Raw genomic sequence first — 17,155 nt, 5'->3', positions numbered from 1 at the left:
TTAAATTATGCAATGTTTTGCGTTATTTTTCAAAACATAACCAAATTGGCTTATCGATGAACATGAGGTCTAGACGTAATTTAATATTGATACGTCATACCTCTCTCGTTTACGCTTCTTGGTTATCCATTTGGGTGCGTAAGAATGATTCGATGAAGTCTTCGATTTCTCCATCCATCACGGCATCGATTTTACCTGTTTCTTCATTAGTACGGTGATCTTTTACCATAGAGTATGGATGGAAAACGTAGGATCTAATTTGACTACCCCAACCAATTTCTTTTTGGTCTCCGCGAATTTCAGCCATTTCTTGTTCTTGTTTTTCTAATTCACGTTGGTACAATTTAGATTTCAACATTTTCATCGCTGCTTCACGGTTTTTAATTTGAGAACGTTCGTTTTGGTTATTCACGACGATACCTGTTGGGTGGTGGGTAATACGGATGGCGGATTCCGTTTTGTTAATGTGTTGGCCCCCTGCACCACTTGCTCTGAAGGTATCTACTGTAATGTCATCTGGATTGATTTCGATTTCAATTTCATTGTTGTTAAATTCTGGAATGACATCACATGAGGCAAATGATGTATGACGACGACCGGATGAATCAAATGGAGAATTGCGGACTAAACGGTGCACGCCTTTTTCTGCTTTCAAGTAGCCGTATGCATTGTGACCTTTTACGAGTAGCGTCACACTCTTCACACCTGCTTCATCACCGGGTTGATAATCCACGGTTTCAACTTTGAATCCTTTTTGTTCGCAGTAGCGTTGATACATACGAAGCAACATGCTCGTCCAGTCTTGAGACTCTGTACCGCCTGCACCTGGGTGAAGTTCAACAATCGCATTATTCGCATCATAAGGTCCGTTAAGAAGTAATGTGAGTTCGAAGGCATCGAGTTTCGGACCATATTCAACAACATCACTTTCTAGACCTTCTTTTAAATCTTCGTCGTACTCTTCTGCGAGTAATTCACGCGTCGCATCGAGGTCTTCGAGTTCTGATTCACGTTCGTGATATGCGTTCACGACGGATTTAAGCGCGTTGTTTTTATCGATTATTTCTTGTGCTTTTTGTTGATCATCCCAGAAGTTTGGGTCGGTCATCATTTCTTCGTATTCCTGGATGTTTGTCTCTTTCTCTTCTAAGTCAAAGAGACCCCCTAAGTTGTTCTAATTTCGTTGCATAATCATCTATATTACGTTTGATTTCTGATAATTCCACTATAATCTCTCCTATATGAATTTCTTCAATTACTAATATATTAATATAGTTATTTTACATAACTACCACCCACAGATGCAAACGACATCAATCGCGACATGCGGGAAGTGACTGACATCACGTTGTCATACGCAATGCATAAAAAACTAGAGTGAACGAGGCATCTACCTCCCCTCACTCTAGTTTGACTTCGTTTATTATTGTGCAGCACCGTGGCAGTTTTTATATTTCTTACCGCTACCGCATGGACATGGGTCGTTACGGCCAATCTCCTCACCTTTGACGTACGGTTTAGGCTTTGCTTTTTCTTTACCGTCCTGTGCACTAATATGTTCACCTTTACCTAAATCGGTATTTTTCTCACGTTCGACATCATCATCTACCGTGATGACAGATTTAAGTAAGAATTTACTTACGTCTTCTTCAATGTTTTGCATCATGATATCAAAGAGTTCGTGTCCTTCATTTTGGTAATCACGAAGTGGGTTTTGTTGACCGTATGAACGTAAGTGGATTCCTTCTCTAAGTTGATCCATTGTATCGATATGGTCAGTCCAACGTCCATCGATAGAACGAAGTAAGATCATGCGTTCAAACTCGTTGAATTGATCACCGATTTTTTCGCGTTGACTTTCAAGGACGCTTTCAATCTTAGCCCACACGATATTGAAAATATCTTCGCTATCTTTACCTTTGATTTCTGCTTCTGACAAGTCTCCTTCACTTAAGAACACATCTTCAACATAGTTGATAAATGGTTCGTAGTCGAGATTGTCGTCATCTTCATTGATGTAGTATTGAACACTGCGATCGAGTGTTGAACGTAACATCGTTTCAGCAAGTTCATCACTGGATTCACTATCAATAATGTTATTACGTTCGTTATAGATAATTTCACGTTGTTTACGTAACACGTCATCGTATTCGAGAATACGTTTACGGGCATCGAAGTTATTCCCTTCAACACGTTTTTGAGCTGATTCTACAGCACGTGAAACCATGCGTGATTCGATTGGTGTAGAGTCATCCATGCCGAGGCGACCCATCATTTTTTGAAGACGTTCTGAACCGAAGCGGACCATTAAGTCATCTTGAAGTGAGAGATAGAAGCGGCTATCCCCTTTGTCACCTTGACGACCAGAACGACCACGCAATTGGTCATCGATACGACGTGATTCGTGACGTTCTGTACCGATAACAGCTAAACCACCGAGTTCTTCAACGCCATCACCGAGTTTGATGTCGGTACCACGACCGGCCATGTTGGTTGCGATTGTCACAGCCCCTTTACGTCCAGCGTTAGCGATGATTTCTGCTTCACGTTCGTGGTTTTTCGCGTTGAGTACATCGTGACGTACGCCGCGTTTTTTAAGTAGATTTGAGATATATTCACTGGTTTCAACGGCAACTGTACCTAATAGTACCGGTTGTCCTTGTTTATATTTTTCGATGACATCTTCCACAACCGCATCGAATTTACCTTTTTTACTAATGAAGATTAAATCAGGTTTATCTTCACGTTGAACCGGTCTGTTCGTAGGAATTTGCGTTACGGTCATATTATAGATGTTTCTGAACTCTTCTTCTTCCGTTTTCGCTGTACCTGTCATACCTGCTAATTTGTTGTACATACGGAAGTAGTTTTGGAAAGTGATCGAAGCCATTGTTTTAGATTCGTTTTGAATTTTCACGCCTTCTTTAGCTTCGATGGCTTGGTGCAATCCTTCTGAGAAACGACGGCCAGGCATTGTACGACCTGTAAATTGGTCAACGATTAATACTTCACCGTTATTGACCATGTAGTCGACGTCTCGTTGTAATGTGACGTGTGCACGTAATGCTGTGTTGATGTGACTGATGATGTCGACATTTTTAACATCGTAAAGGTTATCGATTTTGAACATGCGTTCTGCTTTATCGATCCCTTGTTCAGTGAGTTGTACAGATTTTGTTTTTTCATCATAGTTGTAGTCTTCTTCAGCTTTTAACATCTTAGCGAATACGTTTGCTTGCGTATACATGGATGTTGATTTTTCTGCTTCACCAGAAATGATCAATGGGGTACGTGCTTCGTCGATTAAAATAGAGTCGACCTCATCAATGATTGCAAAGTGAAGGGGTCTCATTACGCGTTCTTCAGCGTAATTCACCATGTTGTCACGTAAGTAATCGAAACCAAGTTCGTTATTAGTACTGTACGTAATATCTTGGTTATACGCTTTACGTTTTTCTACAGTGGATTTACTATTTAAGTTTAAGCCAACAGTAAGTCCTAGGAACTCATATAGTTCAGCCATTTCTTCACTTTGTACACTAGATAAATATTCGTTGACTGTGATGACATGCACGCCGCGCCCTGCAAGTGCATTTAAATACGTAGGCATCGTTGCAGTTAACGTTTTACCTTCCCCGGTTCTCATCTCTGCAATGTCACCTTTATGGATTGCGATACCGCCCATAACTTGGACTCTGTAAGGTATCATATTGAATACACGTTTTGAGCCTTCTCTGACTAAGGCAAACGCTTCTGGTAATATATCATTTAATATTTTTTCTTGTTTTTTAATATCATCTTCAGCTTGCACTTGTTCTTGTAGTGCTTTCGTTTTTTCTCTTATTTCTTCATCAGTTAATATAGACATGTCCTCTTCTAAATCGAGCACTTTGTCAGCTAATTTACCAAGGCGCTTTATTTCTTTCTTATTGCCATCAGCAATCTTTGATAAAAAACCCATTTTTTTCGCTCCTTTAGCTATATAACTCTTACGCTTACAACAATGTATCATATCACTTATAGGCTTAAATTTACACTTAGAGCTATTGTCTTGAATACGACGCCTGTTTACTTACATCATCAATGATGGATGTGTATTTTATGCGGTTTTTGGGATGTCGTCAACGTGTTAGCTCGTGTAAAATGAATGTTTAAAATCAAGCATGTTCATTTATTGTATCATGCTTTGTTGGTCGTTAAATTGAACCGTCTCTTCTATTATACATGAAACCATCGAAAAGTATGCAAGTGTAGTAGTAGCGTGTAGCTTTGAAAATGAGATTGAGGTACGAAGGATTAGATTATGGAGGAACTGAAAACAAAACGTGCACCAACTCCCTAACTACTATAGGAAGTTAGCACACGGTAGGATGGTGGGTTAACACTACATTACTAGTGCTTTATTCTGTTGTTTCGATTAAACCGTATTTACCATCTTTACGTTTGTAGACGATGCTTGTACCTTCTGTTTCAGCATCTGTAAAGATGAAGAAATCATGACCGAGTAAGTTCATTTGTAAAACCGCTTCTTCAGAGTCCATCGGTTTTAAGCTGAATTGTTTAGAACGGATGATTTCGATATCGCTATCCGTATCCTCAGCTTCTGTCGCTTGAGGTCCTTCAGCTGCGAGTGACGCAACATCTGTATCGATTGGTTCTGAAGTGAAGATATCTTGATCACCACGGTCGCGATGTTTGCGGTTTACACGTGTTTTGTATTTTCTAACCTGTCTTTCCAGTTTGTTCGTAATTAAATCAATACCTGCATAGAGGTCATCGTGACGTTCTTCTGCTCTTAATGTGACATCTTTTAATGGAATTGTCACTTCAATCTTCGTAGCAGAGTTTTGATAAGTTTTTACTTTAACATGAGCTGTCGCATTAGGGACATTGTTAAAGTAACGTTCTAACTTACCAATTTTCTCTTCGATATAATTGCGAATGGCATCAGTGACACTGAGGTTCTCTCCATGAATTTCAAATCTAATCATAGTTATCTCTCCTTTAAAACCTCTTTAGTTGTGTATTGCTTAACCTCATTTTATCACGTTTCTATTATCGTGCAAGCGTTAACACATCGGATTTTCTGATATTTCTATCATATAAGATTTCACCTGCGTGATGAACGGTCATACCCGTCGTATAAATATCATCGATGAGTAAAATAGATTTGTCTGTCAGATTTTCTTCTGACTTTAATTCAAACGGATTCGCAAGATGTGCACGCTTTATTTTAGAAAGTTCGGATTGTTTAGGTCGTAACTTTGTCGTTAATAATTCGTGATAGTAGATTTCTTTCTGTTGTAAAAGTTGGCACACAGGATTAAACGTGCGCTCTCTGTCACGTTCATAGGGTGAGGGAATAGGCACTAAGTAATCATATTTTTCCCTTGGTAACTGTAATTGTTGTGCGAAGCATTCGCTCAAAGCGACATCTCCCATAAACTTATATTGTTGAATGAGTGCTTTGACGTGCCCTTGATATTGGTAATCACAATACAGTTGATGCATGAGCGTGAAGCGTTCTGCTAAAAATGCGCAGTCCAAACATTCGTCTTCACCTTCTGCTAATAACTTTAAGCAACGAGGACATCTATTTGTATGATCTAACTTGCACGCTTTCCATTGTGCAGCACAACTCGGACATAATCGAGGTTCTTTTTTATAAAAATTAGTGATCGTAATCGGTGTATGGAAATGACTTTGACATTGGACACATTTAGTCATCAATCCACCCCCTTGCTTTCGCCAACTGGTTCATGTGTTTGATGTCACGTTTCGCTCGCAGCATAGCTAGAGAAATCCCTTGATGAAAGAACCAAACACGTCCAGTAGGTGCTATAATCTTACGACCCACTCGACCAGCGATTTGTATAAGTGCTGCTGAGTCAAATAACTGACTGTTGATGACGACAACGTCAAGATGAGCCATCGTGAAACCTCGTTCTAAGATAGTAGTCGTGAACACAACGGGATGCTTTTCCGCCCTGAGTGCTGCTACCTTTTCTAAGCGTAACGCATCTTCACTGTAGACACATATGAGGTCTTCAATATAAGGTCGATACGTTTCAAACGCTTGTTGCATCAGTTCGATATGGTTGAAAAAGAAGAGCGTAAAACGCTTTTCTTTAATTTGGTCTAATAAGAGATTAAGTAATTTACGTTGAATCTTTTGAGAATTAAATTTGAGGTAGTGGAAAGAAAGAAGGGGTAAAGCATGTCGATGAAATCGCGCAGATAGAATGACGTAATGATCCGGCGCATGTGTGCGAATCATCTGCTTTGGAGGTGTGGCACTCATATAAATGATGCTTGCCTGATCTTTGGTCGCTAAAGTTATTGCCCTTTGTAATGCTTCATCGTTAACTAATGGAAAAGCATCGACTTCATCGACAAACACTGTATCAAAATGATTTTTAAAACGGTAGAGTTGGTGCACCGTCGCAATCACAAAATGTCCTTCATACTGTTGTGTTTGTCCTTGATATAAAACATCGATCCGTTCATCGGTAAATGCCGCCTGAATTCGCATACTTATCTCAACGATAACGTCAATGCGAGGCGAAATGACTGCGACGTTGTCACCCCGTTGTCGTGCGTATTGTATCGCTTGAAAAATTATTTCAGTCTTGCCTACTCCAGTCACTGCATGGATCAACAAATCATGATGGTTTGTGACCGCTTCAACAATATGGCTTGAAGCTTCTGCCTGTTGCTCAGACAATGCAAAGTCTAAATGATACATAGCTTCAGAGGGTGTTTGATGTGATGCGGTCACCGTGATGTCCTGAATTGTATCCATACGTCCTAAGGCAATACATCTTCGACAATAATAAATCGTTTCTCCTGTATGGATATGAGCATAATGATAAAAATCTAAGAATTGAGTCGTCCCACACTGATTACAATAGTGACGTCCGTTTTGTTGCACCACGCCTTTCATCGTTGTTTGAATCTTTTCATCTGTTAGTACTTGAGTATCGGTAATCATTTTGCCATAGTATTTCACGTTTCTGTACATTGCTCGCAGGCTGAGATTCATATTTTATCTGTCGCCTTAGCGAGTTTGTTCCTTTCATTTTTTATGAGGTGCAAAATAAAAAAGACGACATTTTATAAGGCGGCTACATCACGTAGCGATTGTACATTCGTGTTTCAGTCCCTGCCTATAAAATCTCGTCTAGTGTTACATTAAGTTGTTCGAATACGTTTGTTCATATAACCTAAACCAAAGCCACCTGAACCTAAATGCGCTGCAATCACAGGTCCTAATTTAGAATGGTGGATTTGATATTGCGGATAATGTTCATCGAGATATTCGTGAACCCATTGTGCATCTTCTGGTTTATCCCCTTCGATCACATACAACGTCACTTCATCCCCGTAAGGTTCAATGCACGCGATAACTTTGTTGATGATATCTTGAAGTGCACGTTTTTTCGTACGTACTTTTTCTTCTGGTAAAATTTTTCCATCATTAAATTTCAGTACAGGTTTCATTTTTAATAATGTCCCTACCCAAGCTTGAGCACCTGTGATTCGGCCACTTTTTTGTAAGTTTTTCAAATCGTCGACCATTAAATATGCACCTGTACGTTCACGTAAATCTGTGAGCTCATCGATAATTTCACTTGGGGTTAACCCTTGTTCAATTAACTCGATGGCATAGAGTACGTACCCACCTTCAACCATACATGCGAGTTTCGAATCAAACGTGTGTACGTTTATGCCTTCGACTAACTCACCTGCTTGGGTTGCAGTTTGGTAAGAACCACTGATGCCAGAAGATAAAAATACTGCAATAACATCTGTATAGCCTTCATCCCTAAACTTCTCATACTTTTCAATAAACGTGCCGATTGCCGGCTGACTTGTTGTCGGAATTGTTTCTGATTTTGCCATACGTTCATAAAATGTATCTGTAGATAACGCATCGTTTTCTATAAAATTATCACCATTATCAAATGTCACACTGAGCGGTGCCACTTCGATGTGATATTTATCAATCAATGATTGGGATAGATAACTTGTTGAATCTGTTAAGATAGCAATTTTCATCTAAATCCTCCTCAATTATACTACCCAATATGATACATGATTTCCTTTGAAATGAAAATGTATTTTTACATTTAAAACATGTGCCTTTTCGGTGTATAATAAATGAATGTACTAAAAAGACGGGGTGACACGGACACATGGAATCAATTATTACAATAAAAGAAGAACATACAATCGAAAATGTGATAAATAAATCGCGCTTTATCGCACACATTAAACCAGTCGAAACTGAAGAAGAAGCGAAAGATTTCATCAACGAAGTGAAACAGATCCATCATGATGCGACACATAACTGTTCTGCCTATACCGTGGGCGATCAAATGAACATTCAAAAAGCAAATGATAATGGAGAGCCTAGCGGTACAGCAGGTGTGCCGATGCTAGAAGTGCTTAAAAAATTAGATATTCATAACGCGTGTGTCGTCGTAACACGTTACTTTGGTGGTATTAAACTCGGTGGTGGCGGCCTCATCCGTGCCTATAGCGGCGCAGTGAGAGACGTCATTTATGATATTGGACGCGTGGCATTACGTGAAGCCATTCCAGTCACTGTCACAATCGGCTATGACCTCACTGGTAAATTTGAATACGAACTCGCTTCAACAACTTACATGTTGCGAGATACGGTTTACACAGACAAGGTCAGTTACCAGATCGATGTCGTCGCAGATGAATACGATGACTTTATCGACTTTTTAAATCGCATTACCGCAAGTCAATATGACTTAGAAACTCATGACGCAATGCGTTTACCATTTGATATCCCTACAGATTAAACCCTTCACTACTTATTTATTGCGACAATAAAAAACTGAACTGACTTCGCACATTTGATGCGTCTGTCAGTTCAGTCCTCTTATCATCTTCCACTACTATACTGCTCAATGTTATTTAACTATTTATCAATGCCTACCTTTATTATCTTTCATCCTCACGTCGATGTTTTTTCGCAACGAGCTTCAACAATGGTTTGTAATCATCATCAATGAGTCCTGTAAATTCGACTATAAGCTCAATCGTCACAAGAATTAAAATCAGCATCATGAGTACGCCCCATGGTTGTGATAAGTATAATACGATACTAGAAAGACTAAACAACACGGCAATCGCATAGATGAGGAGCACCGTCTGGCGATGCGAATAGCCTAACTGCAACAGCTTGTGATGCAAATGAGATTTATCCGCTTGCATGATGTGCTGCCCTTTTTTCACCCGTCGCACCATCGCAAATAGTGTATCGATAAACGGTACGGCTAAGATGACGATTGGGAAAAAGAGTGAGATAAAGGTAATATTTTTAAACCCTAGTAACGATAAGAACCCGATAATAAAACCGATGAGTAATGAACCACTATCACCTAGGAATATTTTCGCTGGATGAAAATTAAAAAATAAAAAGCCGATCAATGCGCCGACTAATACACTGCAAATCATCAAGATGAAAATATTTGCTTGTAACAGCGCGATGAATCCGATACTGATGAGACCAATCGCTGAAACCCCTGATGCGAGTCCATCTAATCCATCGATTAAATTAATCGCATTCGTAATCGCTACAATCCAAATCACGGTAATCGGGATGCTTAAAATACCGAAGTGAATGGTCGGGCCAATCGGAATGGAAATAAAGTCGATAGCAATGCCGTAATACGTGACGACAAGCGCAGCGACAATTTGTGCAAGCAACTTCACGATGGGTTTTAAATCGTAAATATCATCAATCAATCCGGTCAGATACATGATCACTGCCCCGATGATTAACGGCTTCACTTCTGTTTCAATCGGATGGCCGAGCCAAATACCGAGTAAAAATGAAATTAAAATCACTGTACCACCTAACACAGACACAGGTTTGACATGAATTTTACGATAGTTGGGCTGGTCGACAATACCTAATTTATATGAAATTTTAATAACAATCGGTGTTAAAATTAAACTAACTAACATTGAAAAAATAACTAATAATATTGTATACATCGATGCACCTTCATCTAGTCTTAATCATGCATTAAAAAATATCTCACTAATTATATCAGATACGAACCCCCTTTCAAAACATAATTCAGCCATTTCTTGTAAATTTTAACCTATTGGCACATGGATGAGGTCCCTATGTTTTACCAAAATTTCATTTTAATAGCGACTGTTTTCGCGTCGAAAATAACAGGTGGGCCCCTGTTTAGTACTTTCTTCGCACGAACACGCTTACCAATCTATCCATTTTATGATGACAATTAGTATATTTTCACTTACAATATGATAGTGTTTACTTAAAGGAGCGTTATCATATGTTTGAAGCTATTATATATAATATTGCCGTCACTGTAGCAGGTATATATTTATTTCATCGCCTACAGTATTCCGAAAATAGAATTATGGTCTTTTCCCGGGGTTATGTCACGATCTTAATGACTCTGATCGCTCTATTATTATCAGCTTATCCTATTCCGTTGTTAAACGATCACGAACTCTATCTTAGTTACGTGCCATTGCTCTTTTTAGGTCGCTATACGAATATGCCTTATACGTTACTTTCAGCGATCATTATTACGCTAGTAGATACGCTGATCTTAGACGTTCCACTCATGCATGGCGTGATATGGATGGTCATCGCCATCATCGTCGGTACAGTCGGTCCTTTCATGAAACAAAGCGATATTGTTGCGGTACAAATCTTGAATGTGATTAGTTTAATCATCTTTCTCGCACTCGCTTTAGTGACACCTTACTTCGATGTCATGAGTGTGCTGTTCCTGATTCCAATTTCATTCATCTTAACGATTACCGCTTCAGTTACGTTTGTCGATATTTGGCATTTCTTCTCCCTCGTCGATCGTTATGAAAATGAAGATAAGTATGATTACCTCACTGGGCTCGGCAATGTGAAGGAATTCGACCGCCATCTAAACAAAGTGTCTCAAGAAGCGGAACGTCACCAAGAAAGTTTAGGACTCTTACTCATCGATATCGATGGCTTTAAAGACGTCAATGATCAATACACCCATCAAGCGGGTGACGCTGTGTTACGTCAAATGGCACAATTACTTATTAACTACGTGCCCGCACAATTCAGTATTTATCGTAATGGCGGGGAAGAATTTTCGGTCGTCCTAAGAGATTATACGCTCGATCAATGTGTCAAACTCAGTGAAAGTATCCGTACAGGTGTAGAAAAATCAACGTTCCACCTGCCTGAAAAAGAAGTGATCAAACTTTCTGTATCAATCGGTATCGGTTACCTCACTCAAGAGGAATATAAATCACAACGTAAAGTGTTCAAAGACGCAGACGATATGTTACACATCGCAAAAAATGAAGGCCGTAATCAAGTGATGTTTAACCCTATCGTGAAACTTTAGTAATGAACGCAATCTTCTACTGAACAACTACATCAATCAACATCCTAACTCTATCCATTCATTTGGATAGAGTTTTTTATGGTTTCTCACCTTTCATGAAGGGTATGGTCAATGAGAGGTTCTACAGATTGCTTCCTTACACCCCCGCTTTCTTTGTTTGATTACAACCTCAAAATGATGAAATTTGAGTCATTTCTTATTAGATGTATCATGCGTAATTATTAATTTAGCGTGACAGTCGTTCATTCCCTATTGCAAGTTGGTTTATGAGGTTGTAAACTTTCAATTGTTCTATCACATATCAAAACTACTCATATGGAGGTGGCATGCATGTCTGAATCAGTCAAACCTGCAAATAATGACACGTTGACCGATGTCGTATTAACTGCAGGTAAAATTCTGTTAGAGAGCGGTGCAGAAACCTATCGCATAGAAGATACGATGAATCGTATCGGTGCGAACTTTGGTTATCCAGATACATATAGTTTCGTCACATCTACCGCCATTATTTTTACGCTCAATGATGATTCTAATACCAAATTGATCCGGATACGTGAGCGTACGACAGATTTAGAAAAAATTGCACTCGTAAATAATATTTCTAGAAAAATCGCAGCGAAATCCTTAACCGTGGATCAAGCGAAGCGGGAATTAAACATGTTAGATCGCGCCTCACTACAGTTTTCCTTCTTACTTAAATGTTTCGGCGCTGCAATTGCATGTGGTTTCTTCGTCTTCATGTTTGGCGGCGTAGCGAGTGACTTTATTTATGCGGTCATCGCAGGTGGTGCTGCATATCTTACGTTTTCTTATATTCAACAATATATTCAAATTAAATTCTTCTCTGAATTCGTCAGTGCCGCCGTCGTCATTAGTATCGCCACCATCGCGACGAATTTAGGAATCGCCACCAATCAAAATATCATCACGATTTCCGGGGTTATGCCCCTCGTACCTGGTATTGTCATTACCAATGCGATTCGTGACTTGATGGCAGGCGAATTGCTCGCTGGTATCTCCCGTGGTGTCGAAGCAGCATTAACATCCTTTGCGATTGGCGCAGGTGTCGCTATCGTATTACTCATATTTTAAGAAAGGAAGGTTCGAATGGCATTGATTAACTTTATCGCAACGTACGGTTTTCATTTTATCGTCAGCTTTATCGCAACGTTACTCTTCTCCATCCTATTTAATGCCCCGCGCAGATTGCTCGCAGCCTGTGGTTTCGTTGGCGCGATTGCCTGGGTCATCTACAAATTCACTTTAGACATGGACCTTGGTAAAGTGATGGCAGCCTTCCTCGGAAGTTTCATCTTGGCATTGATGAGTCACATTATGAGCCGTCACTACAAACGTCCAGTCATCATCTTTATCGTACCGGGACTCATTCCTCTCGTACCTGGAGGTCTAGCATATGAAGCGACACGCTTTTTAGTCAGCAATCAATATACACATGCGGTCAATACCTTTTTAGAGGTGACGCTAATTTCAGGTGCCATAGCCTTTGGAGTCTTATGCGCCGAAATTGTATATCATCTCTACATACGCATTACACAACATTATGCTAAAATGAGAGGAGAAAAGGTTACAAAATCTTATAACATGAACAATAGAGCATAAGGGGTGGAACACAATGAAAGAACAACTTATTGAACGTCTTAAAACTTATACCATGATTGATACGCAATCCAATCCGGATTCTACCGATACACCATCCACATTAAAACAATGGGATTTACTTAATTTACTCGAAGAAACATTACAATCATTTGGTTTAGAAACTGATCTTGATCAATACGGTTATTTATTTGCGACCTTACCAAGTAACATCGACGAAACAGTACCGACTGTCGGCTTCTTAGCCCACGTTGATACATCACCTGACTTTAATGCGACGAACGTCAATCCACAAATCGTTGAGCAGTACGATGGTAAACCGATCCAACTCGGTGACACTGATCGCGTCTTAAGCCAAGATGTTTTCCCAGGAATGAAAAATGTGGAAGGCCATACGTTAATGATTACGGACGGTACCTCTTTATTAGGGGCAGATGATAAAGCAGGCGTCGTTGAAATTGTCGAAGCGGTTAAATATTTAACAGAACATCCAGAAATTAAACACGGCGACATTCGCGTCGGTTTCACACCCGATGAAGAAATCGGTCGCGGTCCACATAAATTTGATGTCGATCGTTTTAACGCAGATTTCGCGTATACGATAGATGGTAGTGAATACGGCGAGTTACAATACGAAAGCTTTAATGCAGCTGAAGCCATCGTTACGTGCCACGGTGTGAACGTACACCCAGGTTCAGCGAAGGATGCGATGGTCAACGCAATCACATTAGGTACAGCTTTCCAAAATGCCCTTCCTGAAAATGAAGTACCTGAACAAACAGATGATTACGAAGGGTTCTATCACTTGATGAAATTCAATGGTGATGTAGAAAAAGCCACGTTACAATACATCATCCGTGATCATGATGCGACACAGTTTGAAGCACGTAAACAAAAACTGTTAGACATTCGCGATGACATCAACCAAAAATTTAGTAACGACCCAATTGAAGTTGAAGTGAATGACCAATATTACAACATGGGTGATAAAATCAAAGAACATCCAGAAGTGATTGATATTCCAAAACGCGTCTTTGCTGAACTCGGCATCGAACCTAATACTTCACCTATTCGTGGAGGTACAGACGGTAGCCAACTTTCTTATAAAGGGCTCCCTACACCTAACATCTTTACCGGTTGTGACAACTTCCACGGACCATTTGAATACGCATCTATCGATGTGATGGAAAAAGCAGTTGAAGTCATTATCGGCATTGCCAAAGAAGTCGCTAAAACTAAGAAATAAAATTTAACATAAAAATGAAAGCCTTGGTAAGTAGACTTGAAATTCAAGTCCATACCAAGGCTTTTTTATGCGTTCTACCCTTCTAATGTAGTTTTAAGTAATTTAATCGCTTGGACGGTATAATGACGAATTTGAATACCCATTTTAAAATCGGTATACGTTTTCGGCATTTCCATAAAGGTATTAAACATCGCTGTCACGTCCATATTTTCAAACAGTTCAAATTTGTCCGGTGTCGCACAAATCGCAATAGACGGTTTATGATGCTTAGAAGCGAGTTCCGCAATACGCAGCGTCGTTGTCTCAAGTAATTGATCCGCTTCATTGACACCTTCCCCAAAGATAATCAGATCTGCTTTAGAAATCAGCGATTCTAGATGCGTAATTTGGTCCACTAAAGCTTGACTCGTCTTAATTTCAGCATCGTACATTTGATTGAGTAAAGCAGCGATACCACCACCTGCACCGCCACGTTCCACGTAACCTAGCGCAAGTTGTTTCTCGCTTTTCAATATTTCACTAAAGTACCATACCGTATTATCAATGTCCGCTGCTTCTTCACGTGTCAGTCCAAGAGCTGGATAAATTTGCATGATTTCACTTTGTTTACCGTAAAGGCGACTACTGAAATCGGACATCACTTGGATACGCACCTCGTTTAGGCGTGGATGTAAATCATCGAAATCGACACGTCGAATATATTTCAAGATGTAACTGCCTTTCGTCACATCGATGACTTCGCCCTCGTCATCATAGAATTTAGCACCGAGCGCTTGTAACATACCTGCGCCGCCATCGAAACTACCGATACCACCGAGTGAAATAACTAAGTGTTCAGCATCGTTATTGAGCGCATCAGCGATGACTTCACCTAATCCGTAGCTCGTGCGTTGATTTACAGGCTGATCACCTTTTAAGAATAAATTACCTTCTATAACGGTCATTTGGTTATCTGTCGTACCATATGTCGCTTCCACGGGTTTCATATCTGCGTCGTGTACTTGCACTTTATATTTGGTACCTGATTGCCATAAAAATACAGAATCCATTAACTCGTGACGACCGTTAAATAACGGGACTTGCACGATATCTGCTTCATCAAATTGACTCGCCACAGCTTCTTCGACATAGCGATTCGCTTGATAGCTAGATATAATGCCATTGAATTCGTCCATGGCTACTAATACTTTCATCTTGTCACCTCATTATTTCTGTACTTCCAATGATTACTTTTATTTATTTTCGTCGATTTACGTTATACCGTTTTTATTATACATGGCAAACCCTGATATTTCACACATAAAGAAATCGTCGTTGGGAGTGGAAACCTCTGTTTTTTAAATGTGGGTCTTCTCAATGAGTTATTTTCTAATATATGTAGTTTCGCACTTATGAAATTTTAGGGTTCTTCATATCGAATAAATGTAGTTGCTAGTTTAAAAGGCTGAGACAAGTGAATGTCCCAGCCTTTTAATTATGTTATCATTTAATTTTTATTCTTCTGCTTTCGCTAATGATGAAACATTAATATCTTCATGGTCTGCATTCCATACCGCTTCTTTATCTACGAAATAGAATACTTGTGGAGATTCGTGTTTCACATTTGTTTTTTCTGCAATATAATCGGATAGTTTACGTTCTTCTTGAACGACTAAATAATAACCATCCATGTCTCTTTCATATAAGAACTTATTAAATTGATCGAATGCATTTGCTGAAATTGGACACGTTTCACTGTGTTTTAATACAAATACATATTTATTATCTTCTAGCACTTGTTCAAACTGGTCAATCGAACTCAGCTTCGTAGCCATTCTATTCACCTCTAACATTATTACCGCGATGAAGCGGTTTTCCTGTGCATTGTTTGTGATACGATAGCATCAACGTTATTCATTATACACAAATATCTTTTTGTTGTTAACCGTCTCCGCAAAATTCAGTCATTGAATCGTCAAAAACGACTACTGATAAGTCGCTTTCACTTCATTTAATTCGTCTTCAAATGCTTGATCATACTTCTCTAAATCTTCACCTTTCTTCGGTAGTTTATGGTGATCGATTTTAGAGAGCTTTTCACTGATATCCATCGTTTCTTCACGCGTTTCATAATAGTTCTGAAGGCTGTAATACATTTCAATCGCATTTTTTCTTGCGTCGTTGATTTGGACACTCTCGATGTTGGTCTTATTCAAGTCTCTGATTTGTTGTCCAATCAATGGCATCACAGCTTCACTAATCCCGTCTTGTGCAGCTTGTTGGTCTTTATTTTCTATCGTTGCTTCTGCTATACTTTTTAATCTTTTATTATTGTCTTCTAATTTCTGTACAAAACGAGCTACTTCTTCGGTATTACCCGCTTCTTGTCCTTTTTTAACATTTTCCTCGATACGTGATCTATTTTTCTCAAACAGTTTCGTATAATAAAGTATATCTTCGTTTGCTTTGACTGACTGATTACATAATTTCACGAAAGTATTGAGTTGATTCAGTTGTTGGCGTTTATCATCTACCGTTTCTAAATAACTTGATTTTAAATCTTTCACTTCGTCAGAATCAGCAGGTAATTGCTTGGCAGCTGCCTCATAGTCATCAAACTTCGGCATCAATTCATTATTGATATCATCTTGAAGCTGATTTAATGCTTTTTTATTTTCGTCTGCCATATCCGTTTTACTCAAGCTTTCGAGTTCATTTAGATTGATATGATTCATTGTTTCTTTCATATGATCTTCAGCTTCTTGTACATCAATCAATGCACTTTCAAATTTTCTCAAATCGGATGGCTCATCTTTACTACATGTGGTCACTGCCAGTACACAAAGACATATCAACAATACACTCAGTAGTTTTTTCATTTTACACTCCTTATTCA

At 39.2% G+C, this 17,155-nt stretch carries 15 protein-coding genes; 5 read left to right on the top strand and 10 right to left on the bottom strand.

The window, feature by feature from the left end:
- Positions 1-109: 109 nt before the first annotated feature.
- The 6 genes from prfB to fakB1 all read right to left on the bottom strand — a co-directional run bounded on the left by prfB (position 110) and on the right by fakB1 (position 8,058).
- Positions 110-1,226 (bottom strand): peptide chain release factor 2 gene (gene prfB / locus APS80_RS03360; RefSeq protein ID WP_103170772.1). Its coding sequence is split into 2 segments (ribosomal slippage): positions 110-1,153 and positions 1,155-1,226, totalling 1,116 coding nucleotides; the frame shifts between segments, so codons are not numbered across the junction.
- Between the two features lie 197 nt (positions 1,227-1,423).
- A complete protein-coding gene (gene secA, locus APS80_RS03355; protein WP_059106874.1) occupies positions 1,424-3,961 on the bottom strand; it encodes a preprotein translocase subunit SecA in 2,538 nt (845 codons plus the stop codon).
- A 439-nt stretch (positions 3,962-4,400) separates the two neighbouring features.
- A complete protein-coding gene (gene hpf, locus APS80_RS03350; protein ID WP_059106873.1) occupies positions 4,401-4,991 on the bottom strand; it encodes a ribosome hibernation-promoting factor, HPF/YfiA family in 591 nt (196 codons plus the stop codon).
- Positions 4,992-5,055: 64 nt separating this feature from the next.
- Positions 5,056-5,727, bottom strand: a complete 672-nt coding sequence (locus tag APS80_RS03345; RefSeq protein WP_059106872.1) for a ComF family protein — start codon at positions 5,725-5,727, stop codon at positions 5,056-5,058.
- A complete protein-coding gene (locus APS80_RS03340) occupies positions 5,720-7,009 on the bottom strand; it encodes a DEAD/DEAH box helicase family protein (RefSeq protein WP_346172384.1) in 1,290 nt (429 codons plus the stop codon). The genes APS80_RS03345 and APS80_RS03340 overlap by 8 nt, the downstream gene beginning before the upstream one ends.
- 182 nt (positions 7,010-7,191) lie before the next feature.
- Complete coding sequence (gene fakB1 / locus APS80_RS03335; RefSeq protein WP_059106870.1) at positions 7,192-8,058, bottom strand: fatty acid kinase binding subunit FakB1; 867 nt, start codon at positions 8,056-8,058, stop codon at positions 7,192-7,194.
- Between the two features lie 137 nt (positions 8,059-8,195).
- Here fakB1 and APS80_RS03330 point away from each other — a divergent pair, with 137 nt between their 5' ends.
- Positions 8,196-8,834: a YigZ family protein gene (locus APS80_RS03330; RefSeq protein ID WP_059106869.1), complete on the top strand. Its 639-nt coding sequence runs from the start codon at positions 8,196-8,198 to the stop codon at positions 8,832-8,834.
- A gap of 142 nt (positions 8,835-8,976) precedes the next feature.
- Here the strand turns inward: APS80_RS03330 and APS80_RS03325 are convergent, their stop codons facing one another.
- Complete coding sequence (locus tag APS80_RS03325) at positions 8,977-10,035, bottom strand: glycosyltransferase family 4 protein (protein WP_059106868.1); 1,059 nt, start codon at positions 10,033-10,035, stop codon at positions 8,977-8,979.
- Positions 10,036-10,346: 311 nt separating this feature from the next.
- On the opposite strand from APS80_RS03325, the gene gdpS reads away from it, so the two are divergent.
- The 4 genes from gdpS (at position 10,347) to pepT (ending at position 14,280) form a co-directional block, all read left to right on the top strand.
- The gene (gene gdpS, locus APS80_RS03320; protein ID WP_059106867.1) at positions 10,347-11,417 is read left to right on the top strand and encodes a GGDEF domain-containing protein GdpS; all 1,071 of its coding nucleotides are present in this window, start codon (positions 10,347-10,349) and stop codon (positions 11,415-11,417) included.
- Positions 11,418-11,747: 330 nt separating this feature from the next.
- A complete protein-coding gene (locus tag APS80_RS03315) occupies positions 11,748-12,509 on the top strand; it encodes a threonine/serine exporter family protein (protein ID WP_059106866.1) in 762 nt (253 codons plus the stop codon).
- Positions 12,510-12,542: 33 nt separating this feature from the next.
- Entirely contained in the window at positions 12,543-13,037 is a 495-nt protein-coding gene (locus APS80_RS03310; protein WP_225309990.1) for a threonine/serine exporter family protein, read from the top strand.
- A gap of 13 nt (positions 13,038-13,050) precedes the next feature.
- Complete coding sequence (pepT, locus tag APS80_RS03305) at positions 13,051-14,280, top strand: peptidase T (RefSeq protein ID WP_059106864.1); 1,230 nt, start codon at positions 13,051-13,053, stop codon at positions 14,278-14,280.
- A gap of 74 nt (positions 14,281-14,354) precedes the next feature.
- Here pepT and APS80_RS03300 read toward each other — a convergent pair whose 3' ends face one another.
- The 3 genes from APS80_RS03300 to APS80_RS03290 form a co-directional block, all read right to left on the bottom strand.
- Entirely contained in the window at positions 14,355-15,473 is a 1,119-nt protein-coding gene (locus APS80_RS03300; RefSeq protein WP_059106863.1) for a glycerate kinase, read from the bottom strand.
- Positions 15,474-15,773: 300 nt separating this feature from the next.
- On the bottom strand, positions 15,774-16,094 hold the full coding sequence (ytxJ, locus tag APS80_RS03295; protein ID WP_059106862.1) for a bacillithiol system redox-active protein YtxJ: 321 nt from the start codon (positions 16,092-16,094) through the stop codon (positions 15,774-15,776).
- 150 nt (positions 16,095-16,244) lie between these two features.
- Positions 16,245-17,138: an EMYY motif lipoprotein gene (locus APS80_RS03290; RefSeq protein ID WP_059106861.1), complete on the bottom strand. Its 894-nt coding sequence runs from the start codon at positions 17,136-17,138 to the stop codon at positions 16,245-16,247.
- Positions 17,139-17,155 lie beyond the last annotated feature (17 nt).

Source organism: Staphylococcus auricularis, assembly GCF_001500315.1.
GTDB classification, from domain to species: Bacteria; Bacillota; Bacilli; order Staphylococcales; family Staphylococcaceae; genus Staphylococcus; species Staphylococcus auricularis.
The sequence above is the reverse complement of the archived record's forward strand: the minus strand, read 5'-3'. Positions and strand labels throughout refer to the sequence as shown.